Raw genomic sequence first — 25,827 nt, 5'->3', positions numbered from 1 at the left:
GGCAAGGCCCTCATTGATAGTCGATGTTCAGCGTGTATTGGCTCTGAAACGCACCCGACGGTGATTGCCCGGCCGCCAGTTGTGGCTTGAAGCTCAGGTTTACGTCATTGCTGCCCACGCGTAACTGCATAAAGCGCGGGGTAGTGAAGTTCACCGGGTTCAGGGTGTCGGTCCACAGCGCCTGCATGTTCAAACCCGCCAGTGAGGTACGCGTCACGCCGGTGGTGGCGTTGACTACCGCCTGGTTGGGCAGCAGGTAAACGTTGGCCCGCATCGCGGACTTGCAGTTAATCGACACGGTGGTCGATTGCATCTGGTTGTTGAGTTCGCTGTTGCTGATAGAGCCAAAGCGCAGGTTGACGCTGCCGGGTGAGCTCAGGCTGCACGCCGGCGGCACGACGGTGTATTCAAACAGCGTTTGCACGAACCACTCGCCATACCCCAGGTAGTTCTGCGAAGTCACGCCCAACAGCACCGCTACATAGCGTACGCCAGGGGTGCGGGGCGCGTTGCCCACGAGGATGAAGTGGTAGGGCACCGCGGTATTCACGGGTAGGCGCTTGCAGGTGCCGCCGAGGCAATTGCCACTGTAGATGCCGAGTGGCAGATCGGAAAAGTAGGTGTTGTGGTACGGGTCGAGCAATTTCAACGTAGCTTGATCCGAGCCGCTCATGTAGTTGATTTGCGTATTCAAGCCGGCGGAATAGGGAAATGTCCGGCGAATTATGCAACTTCCCTGATAGGTGACCCTGATCGCCTGGCCCGGCTCAAACGTGTAGCCGTCGGGGGGGATACTTTGCTGTGTGCAGTTGACGTTGCCTTCGACCAACGCCTGCGCTGGCTGGGAAATGCAGGCCAACACGCCGCACAGCAGCGCAAGGCTCAGCCGTACGCGTATTTCATTGATGATGTTCATGCTCAGGAATCCTTGGCACCCGACCCACCGGCCGCGCGCTCACATTGAATATTCAGTTGGGTAATCCCGCCCTCGGCAGGCTTCGTTTCGTCCAGCGTCAATTCGCGGCTGCACCACGCCTGGCCGTCGACGCTGATCAACAACCGTGCCTCGGGCGGCACGCCGGTCAGGAACGCGCGGCCTTTGTCGGCCACCAGGGTGTTGCCCAAGGCACGGCCATCCGGGGCGAACAGTTCGGCGCGGGCAGCAAACGGCGCTGCTACGCCACGGGTGTCGCTGATGCGAAACAGAATGCGTTGGCCGCGCCGAGTGTCGAAGTCGGCCAGTACAAACGCGCCACGGTTTGGCGTGACTTCCTGCACCGGCTCGGCGATGTCGACGTCGGCCGGCATCGATTGGGTGTCCAGCGACACGCGGTTTTTGCGATAGGGCAGGGCCTGTGGCACCACGGTGTAGCCATTGCTGTTAGTGCGCACTCCGCGCTTGTTGCTGATGCCCACGTCGGCGGCGCCCGGTGTGGCGACGATTACATTGGTTTCGCCCAATGGCTGGCTGAACATCAGGTTGCTGTCATACGCCACCACCGAGCCTTCGATGCCCATGTCCAACTGGCGGCTGCCGCTGGTCTCGTTGTAGGCGCCGCGCACAATCGCGTTTGGGGCGTCGTATTGCGCGGCGAAGGTGCCGCCGGTCTGGCGTTGTACGCCGTTGACCTGCTGCGATACGCCCGCGCTGTAGGCCAGGGTGTCATCCTCGAACGCGTTGCCGCTCAGGGTCGCGGTGCGGGAGGCCGAGCCACGCGCGCTCTGGTTCAGGTTGGCCGTAACGCGCTGGCTGCGCGTGCCGCCCAGGGGCATGCTGATGCTCAGGGACAGGCTGCGATCGTCGGTGTTCGCGCCTTTGCTCATGGCCAGCCCGAGGGAATAAGAAACGTCGCCGACGCTCGTGCTGTAACCCAGCTGGATCGAGGTGTCGGCCTTGCTCTTGTCCCAGTAGGCGGTTTTCGACACGTTGGCGTACACCCCGCCGTAGCCGCCCAATTGCTGCGACACGTTGGCGGTGAAGTTGCTTTTCATATGGCCGCTGCGGTACGTGTCCAGGGTTTGCCCGGCGTTGCGGCTGTTCAGCGCTTCGTTGAACGAGTAGTAGCCGCCGGTGGAGTAGCGGTAGCCGATCAGGCTGAAATTAGTGTCGGTGGCCGCCAGCGACTTGGAGTAGCGAAAACGGAACGACTGGCCGCTGGAGGTGGTTTTTTCCCGGCCCATGCCATCGCTGCGGGCGTGGGTCACGTCCACCGAGATCGCGCCAAAGCCGGCAAAGTCATGGGCAAAGCCCAGCAGGCCGGCGTTGTATTGATCACTCAGCAGGCTGCCGCCAAACAAGGTGGTGCTGCCGCTCAAGCCACGGCGCAGGGAGGCCTGGATAAATGTCGGGGTTTGCTGCACAAAGGACGATTGCGCCGGGCGGTACTGGCCGGCGAACACCGAGTAACTTTGCTGCCCCTCGCGCAGCATGTAGGGCACCGACGAAAACGACTGGGTGTAGACCTGGCGCTGGCCGTCCGGGCCTTCCACCGTGACCTCGATGTCGCCGTTGCTGGCGGTGGGGTACAGGTCGGTCAAGGCGAAGGGCCCCGACGGCACCCATTGTTCATGGATCACATAACCGCGCTGGCGGATGATCACCCGCGAGCGGCCATTGGCAATACCGCGAATCACCGGGGCGAATTCGCGGGCCTGGTCGGGCAGCATGTCCAAGTCCGAGGCGATGCCCAGCCCGCGATAGGGGATGGCGTCAAACAGGTCGCCTTCGGTGGTGGCGTCGCCCAGGGTGGCGATCGCCATCATGTTGCCCATGTCGCGCTGGGCGTAGGTTTCCAGCGACTCCCAGCGCCCGGGCGTGGTGCTGCCTTTTTGCCAGGTGGAAAAATTGCGCAGGCGCCAGGCCCCGGCATTGATGCCGCTGCGCAGGCTGCCGAACTGGTCCTGGCGGCGACCGGCGTCGGACTCCACGGTGCTGCCGGTAAAGCTGTAGTTGGTGAACGCCACCTGTTCGCCATTGCTCCATTGCCGACGGCGCACTTCAAACGGGATGCTGCCCAGGTAGGCCTGGGGGATTTCAATCGAGAGGATCTGGCGGTTGAAGTCGTAGTCGTAGCTCACGCCGGCCAGGCCCTGGTCGAACGCAATGCAGGTGGTGTCGGCGTCGCTGCGGTTTTGCAGGGCGGTGTCGGCCAAGCCCTGGGCGCGAAAAAACTCGACATCCAGGCACGGGAACAGGCCGGTGCTCGAGCGTTCCTGACTCCCGATAGCGCGGATAAAGCGCACATCACGCTGCTCCACCGAGCGCTCGTTGAGCACGACATCCACCCGATAAATTCCCGGCAACTGGCCGTCGCTCATGGCGCTGACCTGTTGTTTCACGGCTGCCGAACTCTGCCCGCCACCGATCTCGAGGAACGACGCATCGAACTCGTAGCCGGCGTGTGCGGGAGCCAGGTGCAAGGCTGCGGCGGCCACGAGCGGGCAGCCGAAAGCCTTCATGGCGCGGCAGCGCATGAATGGGAATGAACGGGGCATGGGCGTTCCTGCAAAGGTGTTGCCGGGTTGGCGCGGGGTCTTAGTGGATGCGGATTACCGGTGCGTCCACGGTGCTGCCGTAGTCGTCGATGTAGCTGAGCGACACTTCATCGCCGGCCTTGGCCTGAATCGCTAGCTCACGTGCCTCGCCTGGGCGCAGTACATCCGGCGCCTGGGTGATCGGCAGGCCGTTGAGCTTCAGTTCGCTGACCACTACGTGCAGCCTGGAGGTGTTATTGAACGCCAATGCGCCTGCTTGAGCCTTCCAGTTCACCTGCGCCACCGCGTCCTTGAGCGAGCCTTTGAGGCCGGCCGGACGGTAGAACAGTTTGATCGTGGTCTTGAGCGCGATCTGCAGCACGTTCTTGCCTTTCTGCTCATCGCTCATCGCCGGGATTGCCTTGACGTTCATCAGGAACAGGCTTTCGCGGTCCTGGGGCACCTCTGGGTCACCGGTAAAGATCACGCGCAGGATGTTTTCCTTGTTGGCATCCAGGCGGAACAGCGGCGGCGTGACGATAAAATTATCGACGCTTTCCTCGTTGCCACTGCCGAAGCGGCTGACCCAGGACTGCACGAGGTAGGGCGAGGTGTCGTCGCGGTTGCTGACGGTCAGGTTGGCTTCGTTGGCAGCGCCATCGTAGATCAGCCGCGTGGCGCCGACGGTGACGGCGGCGTTGGCTGCCGTGCTATGCCAGAGCGGCAGCAGGGCGAGCAGGAAACAGACTTTCAAACGCATGACAGGGGACCTCCTGAAGCCCGCGGGCCGGCGCGCAAACGCCTGGCCCACGGTGTTGACGAGCAATTACTTATAGGTAACGTCGAAGCTGGCAAGCGCGTGCACTTGACCGGTGCCGATGCCGGAGGTGGTCACCGCGTCGTCGCCTTCACCGGTGGTGGTGTCGGCGACGGTGCGCACGTAGGCAGCGGTGAAGTCAAAGGTGTTGGACTGTGCACGCAGGTCGTAATCGGCGGTGGGCGTGTTCAGTGGCAGCTTTTTGCCGTCCCGCGCGTCGGCGATCTGGATTGCGATACCCTTGACCTGGTTTTCGCCGGTCAGGCCCAGCAGGGTGGCGTCGTTGGCGTCTTGCTGACCGCTGAAAGTGATCGCGACGTTTTTCTTGGTCGCGAAGCTGCAGTTGTCCAGGCTGATGGTGAATTTTTTCGCCTTGGCGGTGGAACCGACGGTCGGCTGGAAGTCAGCGATGCGCACGGCGTCCAGGGTCACGGACTTGTTCACGTCGCCAGTGGTGATGGTGCAGGCGTTATCGGTGACGGAACCGGTGAACTCGATCTGCCCATCGGCCGCGTGTGCGGTGCCGGCCAGCAGCCAGCAAGCGCCGCAGGCGAGGGTGAGTTGGCTCAGTTTGTTCAGCATTGCAATGCCCCTTTAGAGAGATGGATGGTTGTCTGCTCACGCTTGAGTGAGCCAATCCATGGTGCATTGCGGCGGTTGTGAGGCACATGAGACGGATCTTAAAAAAATGGCGAACTAGTGGCGCCATTCGACCGGCGAGCCCATATCTGGCGCTGGCCGTGATATTCTGCGCGCCATCTTGGTCTGGTCGTTCTCTGGTACGTACATCCGTATACGTCCCGGCGGTTGGCTGTCGCCCAGGTAGCTGAAGCCAATAATGATAAGAAGTCAGCGCAGAAGGGACATAAAAGTGAGGTCGATACATCGGCCTTGTGTGCTCACCCTGCGGCCTTGAGAGTCAGGGGCGGTGGGGCGGATGGCGTTTTATCATAGGTGCTACTGATGTTTAAAAAAGTAAACACTGCCCTGCTGGGGCTGGCTTTGTCGCTGGGGATTACGTCCGTTCAAGCGGAAGAGGCAAAGAAAGTCGATGTGCTGCTGATCGGCGGCGGCATCATGAGTGCGACCCTGGGTGTATGGCTCAATGAGCTGGAACCGAGCTGGTCGATGGAAATGGTCGAGCGCCTCGATGGCGTGGCCGAAGAAAGCTCCAACGGCTGGAACAACGCCGGTACCGGTCACTCGGCCCTGGCTGAGCTGAACTACACCCCGGAAGACAAGAACGGCAACGTTGAGATCCCGAAAGCGGTCGAGATCAACGAAGCGTTCCAGATCTCCCGTCAGTTCTGGTCCTGGCAGGTCCAGCAGGGCGTGCTGAAGAACCCGCGTTCGTTCATCAACTCCACACCGCACATGAGCTTTGTGTGGGGCGATGACAACATCAAGTTCCTGAAAAAACGCTACGAAGCCCTGCAAGCAAGCCCGCTGTTCGCCGGCATGCAGTACTCCGAAGACCCGGCGCAGATCGCCAAGTGGGTTCCGCTGATGATGGAAGGGCGTGACCCGAACCAGAAAATCGCGGCCACCTGGAGCCCGCTGGGGACCGACATGAACTTCGGCGAGATCACCCGCCAGTTCGTCGCTCACCTGCAAACCACCCCTAAGTTCGACCTGAAACTGTCGAGCGAAGTGCAGGACATCACCAAGAACGCCGACGGTTCGTGGCGTGTCAGCTACAAAAACCTCAAAGACGGCACCAAGACTGAAACCGACGCCAAGTTCGTGTTCATCGGCGCCGGTGGCGGTGCACTGCACTTGCTGCAAAAGTCGGGCATTCCTGAAGCCAAGGAATACGCAGGCTTCCCTGTTGGCGGCTCGTTCTTGGTGACCGATAACCCAACCGTCGCCGAGCAGCACCTGGCCAAGGCCTACGGTAAGGCGTCGGTTGGCGCGCCACCGATGTCGGTTCCGCACCTGGACACCCGCGTACTGGATGGCAAGCGCGTTATCCTGTTTGGCCCATTCGCGACTTTCTCGACCAAGTTCCTGAAAGAAGGCTCGTACCTGGACCTGCTGACCAGCACCACCACCCACAACATCTGGCCAATGACCAAAGTCGGTATTCGTGAATACCCACTGGTCGAGTACCTCGCCGGCCAACTGATGCTGTCGGATGACGACCGCTTCAAGGCGCTGCAAGAGTACTTCCCGAACGCCAAGCAATCCGACTGGCGCCTGTGGCAGGCCGGTCAGCGCGTGCAGATCATCAAGCGTGACGAAGAGCAGGGCGGCGTCCTGAAACTCGGCACCGAAGTGGTCAGCTCCGCCGACAACACCATCGCCGGCCTGTTGGGTGCATCGCCAGGCGCGTCCACCGCGGCTCCGATCATGCTGACCGTGCTGCAGAAAGTGTTCAAGGACAAGGTAGCGACCCCTGAGTGGCAGTCCAAGCTGCACCAGATCGTACCGAGCTACGGCACCAAGCTGAACGACAGCCCTGAGGCCGTTGCCAAGGAATGGGCCTACACCGCCAATATCCTGCAACTGCCAACACCGCCTGTGATTCCGCAAAAGGCCGCTGTGAAGGCGCCTGAGGCTGCCAAGCCTGCGGCTGAGCCGAGCAAGCCGGCATCTGACCTGGCGTTGTAAGCCGCTGGCGAGGTTCTGAGTCAGGATCTCACCGGTCACGAAAAAACCGCTGAACCGGTAACGGTCAGCGGTTTTTTTGTGTTTTTAAATACGGGAGCGCTCGACAGGCGGCAGTTCAACCGTGCGCTCGGCGGCCGCCAGGGCTGCCTTCAAACCCGCTTGGTCCAGCGGGACGCAATACGCAGGCTTGCCCCGTTCCAGCCGCCAGCTTTCATCCAGGCCTCCGGCGTCGACGGCGTCGAAACCCAGTTCGTCGAGTAACGTGATGACCTGTGCCTTCGCTGCCGCGTCGTCCGCGGCCACCGGTAATGCTCGACGCTCGGGTGCGCCTTGTGGGCGGGCGTCCTGCGTCAGGTCGGGGGCGAAGATTGCATTGAACACTTTCACCACGTGCGAATGGGGCAAATGCTCGGCAAGCAGTCGGCTGGTGGTGGTTTCAAAGCGATCCAGGGCCGGGATATGCCCGTCGCGGTCCGGGTAGTAATTATTGGCGTCCATCACGGTCTTGCCCTCAAGCCATTGCGCCGGGACGCTGCGGTAATGTTCCAAGGGGATTGCCACGAGCACCACGTCGCCGAATTTGGCGGCGTCTTCGGCGCTGCCCACTTGCACGCCGAGTATGCCGCTGACCACGCTGCTCATGGTGTGTGGGCCGCGGGAGTTGCTCAACATCACCTCATGCCCGGCCGCCAGTGCCAGTTGGGCCACGGCGCGCCCGATAAAACCTGCTCCAATAACACCGATCTTCATCGCCTTGCTCCTGTTGAAAGGGGGGAGTCGCTATGATGATTGGCAACTGTTTGGCGATAAATGATCGCTCTGGCGTGGCTGTTATTACTGGGAGTTGGGAATGATGGACCGTCTATCCAGCATGAGTGCCTTCGTGATGGCCGCTGAACTGGGCTCCTACGCCCGCGCCGCCGAGCGTTTGAACCTGTCACCGCAGATGGTGGCTAAGCATGTCAGTGCGTTGGAGCAACGCCTCGGCGCGCGCTTGCTCAACCGCACCACGCGTCGCCAAAGCCTGACGGAGTTGGGTAGCGCGTACTACGAGCGCTGCAAACACATCCTGACGGAGGCCGAGGCCGCCGATTCCCTGGCGCAGATCATGAATGACACCCCGCGTGGCAAGCTGAAAATTACTGCCCCGGTGACCTTCGGTTCCTACAGCCTGATGCCATTGATTACCGAATTTCTGCGTGATAACCCCGAGGTGGAAATCGACCTGCACCTGACAGATCGTTTCGTCGACCTGGTGGACGAGGGCTATGAAGCGGCATTTCGCATCGGTCCCTTGGCTACTAACAGCCTGACGGCTCGGCCTCTGGCACCTTATCGCTTGGTCGTCTGCGCCTCGCCTGCGTACCTGGCGGCGCGTGGTACGCCGCAGGTGCCGGCCGACCTTATGCATCACGAATGCCTGGGCTACGCCTTCTGGTCGCGCCCGGCAGATCGTGAATGGGTGCTTTACCAAGGCCCGACACCTTACCGCGTGCAGGTTGCCAGCCGACTGCAAATCAACGAAAGCAGGGCGTTGATGTCGGCTGCGCTGGAGGGCTTCGGTATTGTCCTGGGTCCCGAAGACTTCCTGCGCCCGGCGCTGTTGAGGGGCGAGTTGGTGCAAGTGCTGGCGAACTTCGAGGCCCCGAGCCGGCCGATGCATTTGCTCTACACCGCAAATCGCCAGCGCACTGCCAAGTTGCGACGGTTTGTGGAGGCGGTGCTGGAGCGTTTCGGGCCCGCTTGAGTGGGCCAATGCTGACGGTGCCTTTCATCTGCGCTCCTGAGTGCAACGCCCTCAGGTTCAGCAACCCGACAGACATTACCTGTTAAAAAAGATCCATGGCCGATCAGGAGAGCGGCTGCAACAAGGGGGCATTTTTTGCAGTGTAAGTGGTGGGCGTCAGCGCCCGAGGGGTTTGTATGTGGCTACGTTATGCAGCATTGGCGGCCATGGTCGTCGCGGCATCCGGGTGTGTGCAAGAGCGCGTCGTGCATGAGCGCAGGCCGGTGCAACGGGAGTATGTAGAAGTCGTCGCGCCGCAACCGCCGCCGGTGCAGGTGATCGAAGTCGAGCCACCGGTGCGCTACGGCTACATATGGTCACGCGGTTACTGGCGCTGGGAAGGCGGGCGCTATGTCGCGGTGCACGGCCATTGGGAGCCGGTGCGCGAGGGCTATCGCTATGTGCATCCGCATTGGGTGCAGCGTAATGATGGGTACCACTGGCAGGGTGGCGGTTGGGTTCGCTGAGTCTCGGCTAAATCGGCTTCTGGGTGCCCAGGAGTCGAACCTCCCGCAGCAGCGCGGCACCGAGCTGATCGGTGCCCAGTTCCCTGTAGCCCACCGCCTTGACCTCGCCGTTCTCCTCCGCCTGGATGAGGATCACCGGGGTTTCCTTGCCGGTGGTTTCGTCGATGTGCAGGGCGTACTGCGGAATATCCAGCTTGATCGGCGTGCCGGCGGCCTTGCCTTTTACATTGATCAGGAACGCCGCACAGCCAGCGTCGACGTCCGTGCTGGTGGCAGAGCGACCACTGACAAAGCAGGTTTCCGGCAGGTCGGGCCAGGTGATGGTGTCTGCCTGGGCGAGGGTGGGGGCGATGGCCAGCGCTGCGAGTAGAAACGTGCGCACGTAGTCTTTCTCTCGATCAAGGTGATAAGCCGTTTTTACCAAAGCCCGCCCGCTGCCGCAACGCTGTAGTTCAGGCCAGCCGCTTCATGCCCGTTGTCTTGATCGCGTTGAGGTCGAAGGTGGCCGTGTACTCGCAACCGGCGGCGAACGGGATCATCCTGGGTGACGTAGCGTACCAGCACATTGGTATCCAGCCCGATCATCCGGCGTTTGCTCCCTGCGCTGCGATGGCTTGGTTCATCTGTTCGATGGAGACGGCCTTGGCAGGTTTGCGGATCAGCCCCTTGAGGTCCTGAACCGTCTTGCTCGCGGCAATGATGGAAAACTGTCCGTTTTCCATTTCGACAAATTCAACCCGGTCTCCTGTTTCCAGGCCGAGGGCAGTCCTGACTTGGACTGGAATGGTGATTTGACCTTTCGAGGTCAGGGTGGCGGTTGCCATAGTGAAGTGCTCCATCGTGATATTCCTTACCCTGGGGTAAGGAATGACAGAGCACAATATCCGTTGGTCCATAGGTCGCTCATTGGGTGTGGGTGAGTTGGAACAGGTAAAACACTATTTCCAACTGTCCTTGCTCGCCCCCCTTCCACCGGGTTTAAAGCGATACAAACCATGACCCACCGCCACCCCATTATCCGCCTTCCCTGCACGCCATTGTCGAGCACGCCGGCGACGTGATCGCGGTCAAAGTCGGCAAGACTTCGTGCTGTGCAGGGTCGGTTGAGCGCTAATTCATTGAACCACGCGGTAGCACGGCACATAGGCCGCGCCGCCCGGCAACTTCATGCGGTGCTGAGCGACGAAGGCCTGTAGCAGTTCGTCCAGCGGTTTCATGATGGCCGGGTCACCGTGGATTTCATACGGGCCGTTCTGCTCGATCAGGCGAATGCCCTTGTCCTTCACGTTACCCGCCACGATCCCCGAGAACGCACGGCGCAGGTTGGCGGCCAGTTCGTGCGGCGGCAGTGCGTGGCTCAACTGCAGGCTGGCCATGTTTACGTGGGTCGGGTCGAACGGGCGCTGGAAGCCTTCGTCGATCTTCAGCAGCCAGTTGAAGTGGAACGCGTCGTTGCGCTCGCGGCGGAACTGCTTCACCGCCTTGAGCCCCGCGGTCATCTGGCGCGCCACTTCGGCCGGGTCATCAATGATGATCTGGTAGTGCGCTTGCGCTGCCTCACCCAGGGTGGCGCCGACGAAGGCGTGCAGTTGTTGCAGGTAGGGCGCGGCGTGTTTGGGCCCGGTGAGGATGACCGGGAACGGCAGGTCGCGGTTATCCGGGTGCATCAGGATGCCCAGCAGGTACAGGAACTCTTCTGCCGTACCGGCGCCGCCGGGGAAGATGATGATGCCATGGCCGACGCGCACGAAGGCTTCCAGGCGTTTCTCGATATCCGGCAGGATAACCAGCTCATTGACGATCGGGTTCGGCGCTTCGGCGGCAATGATGCCCGGCTCGGTCAGGCCCAGGTAGCGCCCGCCGGTAATGCGTTGCTTGGCGTGGGAAATGGTCGCGCCCTTCATCGGGCCTTTCATCACGCCAGGGCCGCAGCCGGTGCACACATCCAGGCTGCGCAGGCCCAGTTCGTGGCCGACTTTCTTGGTGTACTTGTATTCTTCGGTATTGATCGAGTGCCCGCCCCAGCACACCACGATCTTCGGCTCGACACCGGGGCGCAGCGTACGAGCGTTGCGCAGCAGGTGGAACACGTAGTCGGTGATGCCCTGGGAATTGCTCAGGTCGATACGCTGGCTGTCCAGCTCGTTCTCGGTGTAGACGATGTCACGCAGGGCGCTGAAGAGCATTTCGCGGGTGCTGGCGATCATTTCGCCGTCGACGAAGGCATCGGCGGGGGCGTTCAACAGCTCCAGGCGCACGCCGCGGTCCTGCTGGTGGATGCGCACTTCAAAGTCTTTATAAGCGTCGAGGATGGTCTTGGCGTTGTCGATATGCGCGCCCGTGTTGAGAATGGCCAGGGCGCACTGGCGGAACAGGGTGTAGATGCTGCCGGTACCGGCTTCGCTCAGTTGCTGCACTTCACGTTGGGACAGGGTTTCGAGGCTGCCCTTGGGGCTGACGGAGGCGTTGATGACTTGACGTTGGGGCATTCTGATTCCTTGAAAGCGCAGCCACCGCACCCGCGAGGGGCTGCGATGGCTTGAGAATGATGGGCGCCGAATTCGGACGCACGAGACGGTTATTTAACTCAGGCGCAAGGCCGAGTGCAAACACCGTCCAGCACCATCATGCCGCAGAACTCACTGAATCAGCTTCCAGTTTTTGTAGAAAACCCGACGCAGGGTAAAGGCCATGCCGGCAAACCCAGCGATCACGGCGTTAAGAACCCGGGGTACCGGGGTCGGCCGCACGATATCGATAAACAGACAGTAACGCTTGGCATCGTTTTTGTTGAAAGACGCATGCATCAACGTGTCATCGAAGATGAACAGCGGGTCGTCGTGCCAGTAATGCTTGTGCTTGCCCACCTGGATGTAGACGCCCTCGTGATGGGGCGCCGGGGCCATGTTGTAGAGCACGCGGAACATCATGCGCAGGGGGCCAAAGTGAAACGAGGTCGAGCGGTTCTCATTGAACACCGACACACCAATGGTTTTCACGAACGGGAGTTTTTTGCGCAGTTGCGGAATGTCCAGGGTGGTCTCGATGGGGTGGCCATACCACTGAAAAAACAGCATGCCGCGCTTCTTCTCGGCCATGCGTTCGTCCAGGTAGCCGATGATTTCGTCCTTGTGGGCCATAGCGTCATCGATCACCCGTTGCAGGTCTTCGCGCCAGGCGGGTGGCAGGTCCTGCATCGTGTAGACATGGCGGTTATGCGAGCTCACCAGGTCGAACAGGGTATTGAACGGCGCCAGCAGCCAGGTGTTGCGGCCACTGCCGATAAAGTATTTCTTGATCGTGGGCGCGTCATACAGGCCATTTCGCAGGAAGTCGTAGATGCCGCAGACCACCACCAGGCCGAGAAAGACCAGGGTGGTCTCGGGGAACACATCAATGATCAGCAACACGCCGAGTACCCAGGCGACCGATACCGCTTTTTTACGCAAGGCAGGCATATTCATGTAACTCAGCTCCAGCAGGACGCCATTCGACAGGTCCGTATCCGTGGCCGCGAGTGGTTAGGTTTTGAAACATGTTGAAACAACTACCGCATAATAAGGCGTTCTGCGCGGGATTGGCGTTTTAAATAGTGCGAAATTGTGAAGGCCTTACACGGTTTTTAACCCCTCGATGCGTTGATTGGATTGGATTTTGTAAACGGAAGATTTACGACTATCGTGACGCTTCGGTTTTTCGGACGTCATAGACCGGTACGATTGAAGTTGAGTGGCCACCACTGGCCTTCGACACCTTGGAAGAGGCAGAAATTTTATGATCATCAAACCGCGGGTTCGTGGCTTTATCTGTGTGACCGCTCACCCTGTTGGCTGTGAAGCGAACGTCAAGGAACAGATCGACTACGTGACTCAACACGGCGTCATCGAAGGTGGCCCGAAAAAGGTGCTGGTCCTCGGTGCTTCCACCGGTTACGGCCTGGCCGCGCGCATCAGTGCCGCGTTTGGCTGCGGTGCCGACACCCTGGGCGTGTTTTTTGAGAAAGAAGGCGAAGAAGGCAAGTTGAGCTCCGCCGGCTGGTACAACAGCGCTGCGTTCGAGAAGTTTGCCGTCGAAAAAGGCCTGTACGCCAAGAGCATCAACGGCGACGCGTTCTCCGACGAGATCAAGCGCCTGACCATCGAAACCATCAAGAAAGACCTGGGCAAGATCGACCTGGTCGTCTACAGCCTGGCCGCGCCACGCCGTACCGACCCACAAGGCGTGGTGCACACCTCCACCCTCAAGCCGATCGGCAAGGCCGTGACCCTGCGCGGTATCAACACCGACAAAGGCGTTGTGGTCGACACCACCCTTGAGCCGGCTACCCAGGAAGAAATCGACGGCACCGTGAAAGTCATGGGTGGCGAAGACTGGCAGCTGTGGATCGACGCCCTGCGTGACGCCGACGTCCTCGCCGAAGGCGCCAAGACCACCGCGTTCACCTACCTCGGTGAAAAGCTGACCCAGGACATCTACTGGAACGGCTCCATCGGCGAAGCCAAGAAAGACCTCGACAAGAAAGTCCTGACCCTGCGCGACAACCTCGCTGCACTCAAGGGCGACGCCCGTGTGTCGGTGCTCAAGGCGGTGGTCACCCAGGCCAGCTCGGCCATCCCGATCATGCCACTGTACCTGTCGCTGCTGTTCAAAGTGATGAAAGAGCAGGGCACCCACGAAGGTTGCATCGAGCAGGTCTACGGCCTGTTCAAGGACAGCCTGTACGGCAGCGAGCCTAAACTCGACGCCGACGGCCGCCTGCGTGCCGACCTGGCCGAGCTGGAACCGAAAGTCCAGGACGCCGTGGCGGCGCTGTGGAACCAGGTCACCGACGACAACGTCAACGAGATCAGTGATTTCGCCGGTTACAAGGCGGAGTTCCTGCGTTTGTTCGGCTTTGAAATCGACGGCGTGGACTACGACGCTGACGTGAATCCTACCGTGAAGATCAACGGTCTGATTTCGGCATAAATGCGGGCCCGACAGCAGCCTCGATAACCCTGTTATCAGGCTGCTGTTTTTGTGTGCGCCAGGCGTTCAACCTTGACGCAAGGCTGACGCCAGCCGCGCTTGTGCATGGGTAAAGCCGGTGCGCTTGATACTGACCACTTCGCTCTCCCAGAGCGGATTCAGCGGCACGTGATAACCACTGTCTTTGGCTGTTCTGATCAGTTCCGCCATTTCTTTGCTGTCGTTGATGATACAGATTTCGTCGAAACGCCCCAATTTGGTGGGCAAGAAGAAAGTCGCCGGATAGTTGGCGCTCACATCGGTTACGTAGCTGCCGGAGTCTGCATTGTGGTGTACCACCCGCTCTTCGCTGGGGGGAGTCACCAGCCGGTCATTGATCAGTCTGATCATTTGCTCTATTCGCGGTGTGGCATTGCCCAGATCGGGATTTTCCTTTTGATAGAAATGTTCGGCGCTTTCATAGTCTGCGCGTAGTGCTTCCGGCACCAGGAAAGCCTTGGGGTCTGGTTGTTGCTGTCTGTAGTGATCGACACGTGTGGTGAAAACACTGTGTGCAATATCGGGTACTGGAAGCCTGTCCTGGGGGCCCAGGTCGCTGATGTGGGGCGCCACCATGTGCAGGTCATAGTCGGCCGTAATTGCGTCTTTTCCTACGTGTTTCGCCAGGACATCAACCGGCTTGCCCTGATGGCTAATGAAATAACTGTCTTCTAAAGGCGATGTGCGTCTACCTTCGAAGGCGTACAGATGCTGACTTGGCCCTTGGGCAGTGAAACTCAGTGTGCCGCCGTGCTCTTTCGTTGCCAGCTCATTGATCAGGCCGAGTTTCATCAATTCGTCGAGACGGCTGCGCGGGACCTTCAGGGGGGTCGCAACTGCATGCCCGTCGCTGATGCACGCCTGGATTTGCTTATTCGCGTTGGTCACTTTTTCGGGGGCATCGTCCTTGAACTTTTCAAGCTTGCTGAAAGCCTGGTCAGTACAGATCAGCCCGGCTTGCGGTCCCCAGTTGGCGCTTTTTCCCTTGATATGAAAGTCCTTGGTGGGATGGCCCGCTTCGATCAACCCGGTTGCGACGTTTTCTACTGGGCGTATGCCGATGATGGAGTTGGTCTGCGCCGCGACTTTCTGTAACGGAAGAAGGTGGCTCGAGACTATTCCTGTGTTTTCTCTTGCGCGCTCAAACGCGGCGATTACCGGGTCATTCGTCTCTTGTGTGGCGTCGTTCGGTTGATCAGCTGAGGAGCGCTGTAACGTGTTCAAGCTGAGCGCGGAAGGTGAAATAGCGGGGGTGAGTAAGTTTGTCATTGAATGTCTCCAAGGCATGGTTTACCGATACGTCGGATGATTTCGTCCTGACCGAAGCATTCCTTCGGTTACGCAGGAAACACTAGAGAAGTCTCTGTTTGCCTGGGAGGGAAATGTATGACTGGTTGTATGAGACAAAGTTGGAGAAAGAACGCTCAAGGTCGAATACGCGGGGGAGGTTAGGTTTGTTGTGTGCACATCGGAGATTTATCAGAACAGTCCTACGCGCATTGACTCGTGGCGATGTCACCGATGTAGCGATTGCCACACGGTCTCTAGCGCGCCCATTTCTCCATGGCGAAATCCACAAAGGCGCGTAGCTTGGGCAGGCGATAACGGTCCTGGCCGTAGAGCAGGTGCATGGGGCGGCTGGGCAGTTTATAGGTGGTCAGCAAGGCCACCAACTTGCCGCTCTCCAGGTCCGGTTGCACCAGGGCATCGGCCAGCATGATGATGCCCATGCCGTTTACGGCCGCCTGGCGCAAGCCTTGCGAGCTGTTGATGGTCAATGAGCCGGACACCGGAACCTCCAGCTCGCCTCCATCACCGGTCATGCGCCACAGTTTTTCGGTATCGCGCCAGTTGTCATTCGCCGGGTAGGCGAACGCCAGGCAGTCGTGCTGCTGCAGTTCTGCTGGGCTCGAAGGCGTGCCGCGTCGCGCCAGGTAGGCTGGCGACGCGCAGAGGGTGAGGGTGTAGTCCTGCATGGGCCTGGCGATCAGGCTGGAAGTTTCCAGTTCGCCAAGACGGATGGCCACGTCGAAGCCGCTGTCGACCAAGTCCATCCGCTCATTACTTAGCACCACATACAGGTTGATCTGCGGGTAGCGCCGGGAAAATTCGCTCAAGGCCGGTGTAAGGCGTTCGGTGCCGAACACGGGGGGCGCAGTGATCCGCAGGGTGCCTTTGGGGATGTCGCTGTGGGCTTGCTCGGCAAGCTGCTCGGAGTCGGCCACCAGCCCCAGCACCTCAAGGCAGCGCTGGTAATACTGCCCGCCAAATTCCGTGAGGCTTTGCTTGCGCGTGGTGCGCTTGAGCAGGCTGACGCCCAATCGTTGCTCCAAGGCGCGCAGGTGGTTGCCGACCATGGTCGTGGACATGCCGCAGGCTTGGGCTGCTGCCGTCATGCTGCCGGCCTCGACCACTTTCACGTACACCGACATTGCTTGGAACAGGTCCATTATCAAGCCCTGATTTAAAGTCATTGCAGGAATGTGCAGTTTATCCAGCTCAGGTGGTTAACGATACTGCTCCCATCACTACGATGCACTGGAGCCCGCACCATGACTGCCGCCTGCCTGATGACCACGTACCAACCCTTGGCCCTGAGTTTTACCCGTGGCCTGGGCACGCGCCTGTGGGACCAGCAAGGTCGCGAATACCTGGATGCGGTGGCCGGCGTGGCGGTGACCAATGTCGGTCATTCGCACCCCAGGCTGGTGACGGCGATCAGCGAGCAGGCGGGTTTGCTGTTGCACACCTCCAACCTCTACAGCATCGATTGGCAACAACGGCTGGCCCAGCGCCTGGCCCAGCTGTCCGGCCTGGACCGCGCTTTCTTCAACAATTCCGGTGCCGAAGCCAACGAAACAGCGCTGAAACTGGCGCGGCTGCATGGCTGGAAAAAGGGCATCGAAGCGCCGCTGGTCGTTGTGATGGAAAACGCCTTTCATGGCCGCACACTGGGCACGATGGCCGCGAGCGATGGGCCATCGGTGCGCCTGGGCTTCCAGCGTTTGCCGGGGGATTTTCTCAAGGTGGGCTTTGGTGATATCGCCGCGATAGAAGCCATCACACAAGCATTTGGCACGCGTATCGCGGCGGTGCTGTTGGAGCCGATACAAGGCGAAAGTGGCGTACTGCCGGCGCCGCCGGGCTATCTGCAAGCCGTGCGTGATCACTGCACGCGCCACGGTTGGCTGATGATGCTCGACGAAATCCAGACCGGCATCGGCCGCACCGGCGCCTGGTTTGCCTTCCAGCATGAAGGCATCGTCCCGGACGTGATGACCCTGGCCAAAGGCCTCGGCAACGGTGTGCCGATCGGCGCCTGCCTGGCCCGCGCCGCCGTGGCTCAGTTGTTTACACCGGGCAGCCACGGCAGCACCTTCGGCGGCAACCCGTTGGCGTGTCGGGTCGGGTGCACCGTGCTGGACATCATCGAAGAACAAGGCTTGCTGCAGAACGCGGCGCAGCAGGGTGAGCGCTTGCTGGCGCGGTTGCGGGTGGAGTTGAGTGAGCACCCGCAGGTGCTGGCGATTCGGGGGCAGGGGTTGATGATCGGTATCGAGCTGGCCAATCCCTATCGTGACCTGGCCCAGCGTGCCGCACAGGAGCACGGTTTGCTGATCAACGTGACGCGGGGCAAGGTCATTCGCCTGCTGCCACCGCTGACCCTGGATGCCAAGGAAGTCGAGATGATCGTGCGCGCCATCACCCGTCTATTGGATTGAAATGACGTCCACCCTGTGGGAGCGGGCTTGCCCGCGATAGCGGTGTATCAGTCGAAATATTGGCAAACTGACACTCCGCCATCGCGGGCAAGCGCGCTCCCACAGGGGATCTCCATGATTGTCAGGGATCGTTTCCGTTCAGCCACTCCTGGTTCATCGTCTCGGTATCCCCCAAATACTCCAGCAACCACGCCATGGCCGGCGACAGCTTGCTCTGCGCCCAGGCCACACACGACGGGCTGGCCGGAAACGGCCGGCTGAGCTGCAGCGCCACCAGTTCACCGCGTTCGATCCACGGCAACACCTGATGCGCGGGGGCCATGCCGACACACAGGCCGTCGCGCAGGCAATCGATGGCCGAGGACCAATTGGGCACCACCAGCCGCCGCTGGTTATCCAGGGTCCAGGTGTCGCGCTTGGGCAGGTTGCGCGAGGTGTCGGTCATGCACAGTGACGCGAAAGGGCGCAGTTGATCGTCACTCAGCAACCCGTCGATGCTCGCCAGTGGGTGCCGCGCGCTGACCACGCACAGCCAGTTCAACAAGCCCATATCGCGAAAGGTAAAGTGACTGGCCACCGGCACCGCGCTGGTGGCGCCGATCACAATATCGGTGCGCTCGTCTGCCAGGGCATCCCATACACCGTTGTACACCTCGTACTCCAGCAGCAATTCCACCTCGGGAAACTGTCGATAGAAATCCAGCACCAGTTGCCGACAACGCTGAGGTTTGACGATGGAATCCACCGCGACCTTCAACTGGCCACTCCAGCCATTCGCCACTTGCTGGCACAAACGCCGCGTGCCGAGCATTTTTTTCATCACGCCACGGGCTTCGTCGATAAACAGCCGACCTGCGGGCGTCAGCTCTACGTCGCGGTGTCGGCGCACAAACAACGGCACTGCCAACCATTCCTCAAGCTGACGCACGGTATAGCTGATAGCGGACGGCACACGGTGCAATTCCTGGGCGGCGGCGCTGAAGCTGCCATGGCGCGCCACGGCGTCGACCACGTCCAGGGAGTATTCGGACCACATGGCGAGTGCCTTCAAAAATATTGATAAGAGTGTCCAATTATTATCGCTTCACACACATACTGTCAGCTTCATAATGGGCGCCAGTCAGCAAATAGTTTGATGGCAGGTTAAGCAAGGCTTCAATGAAAAATTCTTTTGGTTTCACCTGGTACCTGGCGGGGCTGAGCATGCTCGGTTACCTGGCCATGGACATGTACTTACCGGCGTTCGGCGCCATGGGCGAGCACCTGCACATTGGCGCGGGCGCGGTAGGCGCCAGCTTGAGTATTTTCCTCGCCGGCTTTGCACTGGGCCAACTGGTGTGGGGGCCGTTGTCCGACCGCCTGGGGCGCAAACCGGTGCTGCTCGCCGGCCTGAGCCTGTTTGTGCTGGGCTGCGCGGGGATGTTCTGGGTCGAGACGACGCCGCAACTGCTGGCGCTGCGCTTTATGCAGGCAATTGGCGTGTGTGCCGCCGCCGTAAGCTGGCAGGCGTTGGTCATCGACCGCTACCCGGCCGACAAGGCGCACTGTGTGTTCGCCAGCATCATGCCTCTGATGTCATTGTCGCCAGCGCTGGCGCCATTGCTGGGTGCGATGGTACTGAACCACTTCGGTTGGCAGGCGATCTTCGGTGTATTGCTGGGCGTGTCGCTGCTGTTACTGCTGCCGACGTTGTTCCTGCGTACGCCGCCGAAACCTCGGGCGCAGGAGGGCGCACCTTCGCGCCTGGGCTATGGCCAGTTGTTCACCTCGCGCGTGTTTACCGGCAACGTCATGATCTTCGCCGCGTGCTCTGCCAGCTTTTTCGCGTGGTTGACGGCGTCCCCCTTCATCCTCGGTGGCATGGGCTACAGCCCGAATGACATTGGCCTGAGCTACGTGCTGCCGACCTTGGCCTTTCTGGTCGGTGGCTACAGTTGCCGCAGCGCCCTGCAGCACGTTCAGGGCAAGACGCTGCTGCCCTGGTTGCTGCTGGCGTACTGCATCAGCATGGTGGCGTTATACCTGGTCGCCACGTTGACGGTACCGACCCTCACTACCTTGCTGATTCCGTTCTGCCTGATGGCGCTGTGCAACGGTGCGAGTTACCCCATCGTGGTGGCGAATGCGCTGATGCCCTTTGCGGAAAATTCCGGCAAGGCGGCAGCCCTGCAAAACACCCTGCAACTGGGGCTGTGCTTTCTCGCGAGCCTGATAGTGTCGTGGATGATCGATGAGCCGCTGCTGATTACGGTGATCGTGATGTTGGCGACCGCGCCGTTGGCGGTGTTGGGATACTGGCTGGCGCGGCCCAAAAAGGGTAATTCGGCACTGGCACAAGCCTGAAGTGACAATCCGATCCAAGTGTGGGAGCTGGCTTGCCTGCGATGCCGGCGACTCGATGTGTCAGTTGCACCGGGGCGATGCCATCGCAGGCAAGCCAGCTCCCACACTTGATCGGATTCCTTCAGGTATTAGAAGGTGACCTCAAGGTTCACCGTCGGCGTTGAGGTGCGGCTACCCCGGCCGCCATCCACGCCGAACTTGTTATGCCAGTACTCGTAACCCACCCCCAGGTACAGGTTCGGCTTGACGCTTTTGCCCGGTCGCACCGCCACCATCAGCGCGGTGCGCATCAGGGCTTCCGGCGCGGTGTCGCGGCCGTGGTAATCCTCGCCTTTTTCGCCGACGTAATTGATAAAACCCTGGAATTTCGCCGCGTGGTTGGCGATTTCGAACGGGCGCATCCACGTCAGGTTGAGCAAGTAGGTGTCGTCGAAGGTGTGGTTCGACTCTTTTGCACCGGGAATGCCGGTGTGGTTCCTTTCCTTGTAGTACATCAGGCTCAGGTCCAGCACGCCGACGGTGTTGAACTTCAAGGTCGGGCCGATCACCAGCGCGCGCTTCTTGGCTGAGGCGAAGTTGTTGTTGCGGTTGGCATCGAAGCCCAGGGTCAGCGCGTAATCCTTGATCAGCCCGGTGCCCAGCGGCACGTCGAATACCCGCGACGCATACAACTGGTGGCGATACACCGCGTACACCTCACTCCCACCATGGTCGGTGCCCTTGCGCGGGTCGCGGCTGTCGGACAGGAACACATCAAGGTTGAGGAAATTGCTGCCGTACCGGTAGCCGCTGGCGTGGGTAAAGCTGTAGATGCGCTTGCTGAACTCGTCGGGGTTATTCGGGTTGGTGAACTGCTGGCCGTAGCGAAATCCTACGCTGTTGTTCATCCATTCCAGCGCGACGGCCTCCCCACCGCCGAGGAGCGTGAGTGCAACGGTGGCGCTCTGTAATGCCTTTTTCATTGTTCTAGGTCCTTTGGCGTTCTGGCTCATCTCGGCCGGATTGTTTTTGTAACGCCGATGGAGGGTATCTTGTTCGATTGATTGTATACAACTCTATGGGCATCCAGTCCGAACATTGCATACAGTGGCCGCACAACAAAAACAGAGAACCCCTCACCATGACTATCCCGAAGGCGTCACCGCAGCGGCCAGAAGATGAGAATCTCGGCGTCGCCGCCAACATGGCTTACGGCCTGCAACATGTGCTCACCATGTACGGCGGTATCGTCGCGGTACCGTTGATCGTCGGCCAGGCAGCCGGGTTGTCGCCGGCAGACATCGGCTTGCTGATCGCCGCGTCATTGTTTGCCGGTGGCTTGGCCACGCTATTGCAGACTCTGGGGTTACCGTTTTTTGGCTGTCAGTTGCCGCTGGTGCAGGGCGTCTCGTTTGCCGGTGTGGCAACCATGGTGGCGATTGTCGGCAGCGATGGCGCTGGCGGGGTACCGGCGATTCTCGGGGCGGTGATGGCCGCGTCGTTTATCGGGCTGCTGATTACCCCGGTGTTTTCGCGGATCACCAAGTTTTTCCCGCCGCTGGTGACGGGTATTGTGATCACCACTATCGGCCTGACCCTGATGCCCGTTGCGGCGCGCTGGGCCATGGGCGGCAACAGCCGCGCCGCGGATTTCGGCAGCATGTCAAATATAGGCCTGGCGGCATTGACGCTGGTGCTGGTGTTGCTGCTGAGCAAGATCGGCAGCGCGACCATTTCGCGCTTGTCGATTCTGCTGGCGATGGTGATCGGCACCGTGATTGCAGTGTTCCTCGGCATGGCCGATTTTTCCGGCGTGACCCAGGGGCCAATGTTCGGTTTCCCCACGCCATTCCATTTCGGCATGCCCACCTTCCATGTCGCCGCGATCATTTCCATGTGCATCGTGGTGATGGTGACCCTGGTCGAGACCTCGGCGGACATCCTGGCCGTGGGTGAAATCATCGACACCAAGGTCGATTCCAAACGCCTCGGCAATGGCCTGCGCGCCGACATGCTGTCGAGTATGTTTGCGCCGATCTTCGGGTCCTTCACCCAGAGTGCCTTCGCCCAGAACGTCGGCCTGGTCGCGGTTACCGGGGTCAAGAGCCGCTTTGTGGTGGCCACGGGCGGGCTGTTCCTGGTGGTCCTCGGCCTGCTGCCTTTTATGGGGCGAGTGATCGCGGCGGTGCCCACCTCGGTGCTGGGCGGGGCGGGGATTGTGCTGTTCGGCACTGTGGCAGCCAGCGGTATCCGCACTTTGTCAAAGGTCGATTACCGCAACAACATGAACTTGATCATCGTGGCGACATCCATCGGTTTTGGCATGATCCCGATTGCTGCGCCGAGCTTCTACGATCACTTTCCGAGTTGGTTTGCGACCATCTTTCACTCGGGGATCAGCTCCTCGGCGATCATGGCGATCCTGCTGAACCTGGCGTTCAACCATTTCACCGTGGGCAATTCGGACCAGCAATCGGTGTTTGTGGCGGGGACTGAGCGCAGTTTGTGCTTCCGTGATGTGTCGGAACTGCGTGATGGGGATTACTTCAAAGGCGGCAAGCTGTTTGATGCCGAGGGCAGGGAGATCCCGTTGGTGGCGGAGGTGTCGAGGAAGGTCACCAAACCCGAGGCTAGCGAGGCCTGAATGTGGGAGGGGGCTTGCCCCCGATTACGGTGTATCAGCTGAGTGATTGGCTCCTGACACACCGCTATCGGGGGCAAGCCCCCTCCCACAATTGGAATGCATCCAGCTTGAGCATTCAGCCCGCCTTGAGCACGTTGTGCGGTACTGAACACACCTCATCCAGAAACTTCACCACGGTCCCCATGCACGCCTGGCGTTCTTCCACATGCGGCATGTGGCTGGAGTCTTCAAACAGCGCCCAGCGCACATCTGCGATTTCATCCAGGAACGGCTTGACCACCAACGGCGTCGCTTCGTCGTGCCGGCCGGAAATCACCAGCGTCGGCACGTTGATGGCCGACAGGCGGCCAATGGATTTCCAGTCCTTCAAGCTGCCGATCACATGGAATTCGGTCGGGCCGCTCATGGCGTGGTACACCGTCGGGTCCGCATCGACCTGGGCGAAAGTGCGTGCCACTTCTTCCGGCCACGGGTTGACCCGGCACACGTGATGGTCATAAAACACCCGCGACGCCGCGAGGTATTCCGGGTCCTGATAGGTGCCGGCGGCTTCATGCTTGAGCAGGGTTTCATGCACACCTTCCGGCAGCAATTTGCGCAGGCGGTTGGCTTCGCTGACCCAGGTGCGCATGCACGTCGGCGAGTTGGCCGGGATGAAGGCGCGCAGGCCCTTGGGTTGCAAAATCGCATGTTCACTGCCGAGCATGCCACCCCAGGACTGGCCGAGGATCGCGTAGTTATCGCTGATCTGCAGGTGGTCCAGCAGGTTGTTCAGTTCTTCGAGGAACAGGCCCACGGTCCAGAAGGACGGGTCTTTGTCAGGCAGATGGGTGGAGCGGCCGTTGCCCAACTGGTCGTAGTGGATCACGGCGTGGCCGCTGGCGGCTACGTCCTTGAAGGCGTCTACATAGTCATGCGTGCATCCGGGGCCGCCGTGGATAACCACCAAGGGGGTGCGGCCGCTGGAGAGGTCACCGGTGACGCGGTACCAGGTTTGGTAGGCGCCAAACGCCGCATAGCCTTCGCGGATCTTTTCGATGAATTCCATTTCGTGCCCTGCTCTGAAAAAAGGATCAGGGACACGATAAGGCGTCATGGAAATTTAAGTAACTAGCAAAACAGCTAGGTTTTGCCGGACGGTCAGTCCTCCAGCAGGCGGTAATGAGTGGCGCGAACCACCGCCTGTACGCGGTTCTTGGCCCCCAGCTTGTGCATCGCCGAGGCCAGGTGCAGGGTGACCACCGCCAATGAGCGGCTCAGTTGCGTGGCTATTTCAGCGGCGGTCAGGCCGTCGGCGGCCCATTTGAGGCACTCGCGTTCGCGTTTGGTCAGGTGAATATGCGGGTAAGTGCGCAGTTCCTTGCTGAACAGCGGGTAGGCCGCTTCCTGCAAGGCGTGGGAAATCAGGCTGAAATCCGACAAGGTCTGCTGCGCATCCTGCAGCACACTGTGGGCCTTGCCGGTGCGCAAGCCGGTCAGCGAGGCGAAGCCGCCGCGTGGCAGGTGGATCGGCACGCTGACGCCGCAGGTCAACTGCTGGTCATGCAGGTAGGTCGACACCGGGGCGTGGCAGGGATCGATGATCTTTTGCAGGGGGGTGTCGACCTTGACGTCGTAGGACCACACGAAGGGCGACACCGTACTCAGGGCCAGATGTTGCACCGGATCGATCTGGTAGAAGCCCTTGCTGCACCATAAGGCGTGCCAGTCGGGCGGGGTGTTGCGCAGTTCCAGCACCGAAGGGGTGATCAATGCGCCATCCTGGTCGATCGGCACCGGGGTGTAGTCATACACCAGTGCATCGAAACCCAACTGCTGGGCGAGGATAAACGTGTTGTCCATCTGCTCGTCCAGGCTCCTGCCCGGCATCAGACGGTGATTTAAGGCAGTAAGCTTGGCCAGCATCCGTTCTGCTCCCGAATTCATTTGAATCTCGACTTGCTGCAAGTAGAATGCCACGCCCCGGCGAAGGACTGCCAGGCCAAACCTATAAGAAATGCTAGGTTATGGACGCGCGGCATCCTCGGTAGTGTTGGTCGATAAACGGCCGCTACCTGCCAGGCCGACACAACACAAGGAATGTATGCATGTGGCGTGAAATTGCCCCCGACCAGCAGTACAACGTGCAAGTCGACGGCCATAACCTCGTGGTCTACAGCTTTGGCGAAGGCGATGAGGTGCTGCTGTGCCTCAACGGCGGGCCGGGCCTGCCGTGTGACTACCTGCGCGACGCCCATGGCTGGCTCAAGGAACACAACCTGCGAGTGGTTGCATTCGACCAGCTTGGCACGGGCGCATCAGCCAGACCTACCGACGTTTCGCTGTGGGAAATCGGCCGATATGTCGAAGAAGTTGAAACCGTGCGCCAAGCCCTGGGCCTGGGCCGCGTGCATCTGCTCGGGCATTCCTGGGGTGGCTGGCTGGGCATCGAATACGCCATCCATTACCCCGACGCGCTGAAAAGCCTGATCCTCGAAAACACCGTCGGTGACATTCCGCACCTGTCCCAGGAGCTCGAACGCCTGCGTGGCGCCCTCGGCAGCGAAACCGTGGCGATGATGCAGCGCCACGAAGCCATGGGCACCCTGGACCACCCGCAGTACCAGGCCGCGATCACCTTGCTCAACTACCGCCACGTGTGCCGTCTCGACGAATGGCCCGAGCCAGTCAAACGTTCCCTCGGCGACTGGAACATGGGCCCTTACGAAACCATGCAAGGCCCCAACGAGTTCCTCTACATCGGTAACCTCAAGGACTGGAACCGCATCCCTGAGATGGCCGCGTTCACGATGCCGATCCTGATCACCACCGGCCAGCACGACGAACTCACTCCGGCCTGTGCCCTGCGCATGAAAATGGCGGCCAAACACGCCCAATTGCACGTTTTCCCGAACAGCAGCCATATGCCCTTTTATGAGGAACCCCAGGCGTACTTCCCGGTGCTGTTGGACTTCCTTGCGCGTCATCGAGGCTGACGG

General features: G+C 60.4%; 23 protein-coding genes. 8 read left to right on the top strand and 15 right to left on the bottom strand.

Translation table 11 applies throughout. The annotated features are described in order from the left end of the window. Positions 1–10: 10 nt before the first annotated feature. The 4 genes from K7431_RS06370 to K7431_RS06355 all read right to left on the bottom strand — a co-directional run bounded on the left by K7431_RS06370 (position 11) and on the right by K7431_RS06355 (position 4,873). Entirely contained in the window at positions 11–916 is a 906-nt protein-coding gene (locus K7431_RS06370; protein ID WP_012722896.1) for a fimbrial protein, read from the bottom strand. A 2-nt stretch (positions 917–918) separates the two neighbouring features. Then, complete coding sequence (locus K7431_RS06365) at positions 919–3,495, bottom strand: fimbria/pilus outer membrane usher protein (protein WP_012722897.1); 2,577 nt, start codon at positions 3,493–3,495, stop codon at positions 919–921. A gap of 40 nt (positions 3,496–3,535) precedes the next feature. Further along, positions 3,536–4,234 carry a fimbrial biogenesis chaperone gene (locus K7431_RS06360; RefSeq protein ID WP_012722898.1) on the bottom strand — a complete coding sequence of 233 codons (699 nt, stop codon included), beginning with the start codon at positions 4,232–4,234 and terminating at the stop codon, positions 3,536–3,538. Between the two features lie 66 nt (positions 4,235–4,300). Beyond that, a complete protein-coding gene (locus K7431_RS06355) occupies positions 4,301–4,873 on the bottom strand; it encodes a fimbrial protein (protein ID WP_012722899.1) in 573 nt (190 codons plus the stop codon). 381 nt (positions 4,874–5,254) lie between these two features. Here K7431_RS06355 and mqo point away from each other — a divergent pair, with 381 nt between their 5' ends. Further along, positions 5,255–6,901, top strand: a complete 1,647-nt coding sequence (gene mqo / locus K7431_RS06350) for a malate dehydrogenase (quinone) (RefSeq protein ID WP_012722900.1) — start codon at positions 5,255–5,257, stop codon at positions 6,899–6,901. 84 nt (positions 6,902–6,985) lie between these two features. Here the strand turns inward: mqo and K7431_RS06345 are convergent, their stop codons facing one another. Further along, positions 6,986–7,651, bottom strand: a complete 666-nt coding sequence (locus K7431_RS06345) for an NADPH-dependent F420 reductase (protein ID WP_012722901.1) — start codon at positions 7,649–7,651, stop codon at positions 6,986–6,988. Between the two features lie 100 nt (positions 7,652–7,751). Between K7431_RS06345 and K7431_RS06340 the strand changes: the two genes are divergently transcribed. Both K7431_RS06340 and K7431_RS06335 read left to right on the top strand, forming a co-directional pair. Continuing rightward, positions 7,752–8,648, top strand: coding sequence for a LysR family transcriptional regulator (locus K7431_RS06340; protein ID WP_012722902.1), 897 nt, complete (start codon positions 7,752–7,754; stop codon positions 8,646–8,648). A gap of 176 nt (positions 8,649–8,824) precedes the next feature. Then, on the top strand, positions 8,825–9,154 hold the full coding sequence (locus K7431_RS06335; RefSeq protein ID WP_043204977.1) for a YXWGXW repeat-containing protein: 330 nt from the start codon (positions 8,825–8,827) through the stop codon (positions 9,152–9,154). 7 nt (positions 9,155–9,161) lie between these two features. Here K7431_RS06335 and K7431_RS06330 read toward each other — a convergent pair whose 3' ends face one another. The 4 genes from K7431_RS06330 to K7431_RS06315 all read right to left on the bottom strand — a co-directional run bounded on the left by K7431_RS06330 (position 9,162) and on the right by K7431_RS06315 (position 12,618). Then, positions 9,162–9,536 (bottom strand): hypothetical protein, encoded by a 375-nt coding sequence (locus tag K7431_RS06330; RefSeq protein WP_012722904.1) that lies wholly within the window; start codon positions 9,534–9,536, stop codon positions 9,162–9,164. Positions 9,537–9,735: 199 nt separating this feature from the next. Beyond that, positions 9,736–9,993: an AbrB/MazE/SpoVT family DNA-binding domain-containing protein gene (locus K7431_RS06325; protein WP_043204978.1), complete on the bottom strand. Its 258-nt coding sequence runs from the start codon at positions 9,991–9,993 to the stop codon at positions 9,736–9,738. 276 nt (positions 9,994–10,269) lie between these two features. Then, positions 10,270–11,643, bottom strand: a complete 1,374-nt coding sequence (ppnN, locus tag K7431_RS06320; RefSeq protein WP_012722906.1) for a nucleotide 5'-monophosphate nucleosidase PpnN — start codon at positions 11,641–11,643, stop codon at positions 10,270–10,272. Between the two features lie 150 nt (positions 11,644–11,793). Next, positions 11,794–12,618 (bottom strand): aspartyl/asparaginyl beta-hydroxylase domain-containing protein, encoded by an 825-nt coding sequence (locus K7431_RS06315; RefSeq protein ID WP_012722907.1) that lies wholly within the window; start codon positions 12,616–12,618, stop codon positions 11,794–11,796. A 310-nt stretch (positions 12,619–12,928) separates the two neighbouring features. On the opposite strand from K7431_RS06315, the gene fabV reads away from it, so the two are divergent. Beyond that, positions 12,929–14,122, top strand: coding sequence for an enoyl-ACP reductase FabV (gene fabV / locus K7431_RS06310; RefSeq protein WP_012722908.1), 1,194 nt, complete (start codon positions 12,929–12,931; stop codon positions 14,120–14,122). A 66-nt stretch (positions 14,123–14,188) separates the two neighbouring features. On the opposite strand, the gene K7431_RS06305 is transcribed toward fabV, so the two are convergent. Continuing rightward, positions 14,189–15,430, bottom strand: a complete 1,242-nt coding sequence (locus tag K7431_RS06305) for an anthrax toxin-like adenylyl cyclase domain-containing protein (protein WP_148270900.1) — start codon at positions 15,428–15,430, stop codon at positions 14,189–14,191. A 275-nt stretch (positions 15,431–15,705) separates the two neighbouring features. Beyond that, entirely contained in the window at positions 15,706–16,611 is a 906-nt protein-coding gene (locus K7431_RS06300) for a LysR family transcriptional regulator (protein ID WP_012722910.1), read from the bottom strand. Positions 16,612–16,713: 102 nt separating this feature from the next. Here K7431_RS06300 and K7431_RS06295 point away from each other — a divergent pair, with 102 nt between their 5' ends. Next, positions 16,714–17,883 (top strand): aspartate aminotransferase family protein, encoded by a 1,170-nt coding sequence (locus K7431_RS06295; protein ID WP_012722911.1) that lies wholly within the window; start codon positions 16,714–16,716, stop codon positions 17,881–17,883. Positions 17,884–18,004: 121 nt separating this feature from the next. On the opposite strand, the gene punR is transcribed toward K7431_RS06295, so the two are convergent. Beyond that, complete coding sequence (punR, locus tag K7431_RS06290) at positions 18,005–18,919, bottom strand: DNA-binding transcriptional activator PunR (protein WP_012722912.1); 915 nt, start codon at positions 18,917–18,919, stop codon at positions 18,005–18,007. 122 nt (positions 18,920–19,041) lie between these two features. Here punR and punC point away from each other — a divergent pair, with 122 nt between their 5' ends. Beyond that, the gene (punC, locus tag K7431_RS06285; protein WP_012722913.1) at positions 19,042–20,226 is read left to right on the top strand and encodes a purine nucleoside transporter PunC; all 1,185 of its coding nucleotides are present in this window, start codon (positions 19,042–19,044) and stop codon (positions 20,224–20,226) included. A gap of 128 nt (positions 20,227–20,354) precedes the next feature. On the opposite strand, the gene K7431_RS06280 is transcribed toward punC, so the two are convergent. Beyond that, entirely contained in the window at positions 20,355–21,188 is an 834-nt protein-coding gene (locus tag K7431_RS06280) for a hypothetical protein (protein WP_012722914.1), read from the bottom strand. Positions 21,189–21,346: 158 nt separating this feature from the next. Between K7431_RS06280 and K7431_RS06275 the strand changes: the two genes are divergently transcribed. Next, a complete protein-coding gene (locus K7431_RS06275; protein ID WP_012722915.1) occupies positions 21,347–22,849 on the top strand; it encodes a nucleobase:cation symporter-2 family protein in 1,503 nt (500 codons plus the stop codon). A gap of 115 nt (positions 22,850–22,964) precedes the next feature. On the opposite strand, the gene K7431_RS06270 is transcribed toward K7431_RS06275, so the two are convergent. Together K7431_RS06270 and K7431_RS06265 are read right to left on the bottom strand one after the other, a co-directional pair. Beyond that, complete coding sequence (locus K7431_RS06270) at positions 22,965–23,897, bottom strand: proline iminopeptidase-family hydrolase (protein WP_012722916.1); 933 nt, start codon at positions 23,895–23,897, stop codon at positions 22,965–22,967. A 92-nt stretch (positions 23,898–23,989) separates the two neighbouring features. Next, positions 23,990–24,754 carry a LuxR family transcriptional regulator gene (locus K7431_RS06265; protein ID WP_012722917.1) on the bottom strand — a complete coding sequence of 255 codons (765 nt, stop codon included), beginning with the start codon at positions 24,752–24,754 and terminating at the stop codon, positions 23,990–23,992. 182 nt (positions 24,755–24,936) lie between these two features. Between K7431_RS06265 and K7431_RS06260 the strand changes: the two genes are divergently transcribed. Further along, the gene (locus K7431_RS06260; protein WP_012722918.1) at positions 24,937–25,824 is read left to right on the top strand and encodes a proline iminopeptidase-family hydrolase; all 888 of its coding nucleotides are present in this window, start codon (positions 24,937–24,939) and stop codon (positions 25,822–25,824) included. The last annotated feature ends 3 nt before the right edge of the window (positions 25,825–25,827 follow it).

The sequence above is a fragment of the Pseudomonas fluorescens group sp. genome, assembly GCF_020093335.1.
Classification (GTDB): Bacteria; Pseudomonadota; Gammaproteobacteria; order Pseudomonadales; family Pseudomonadaceae; genus Aquipseudomonas; species Aquipseudomonas petroselini.
This window is presented reverse-complemented; position numbering and strand designations above follow the sequence as displayed.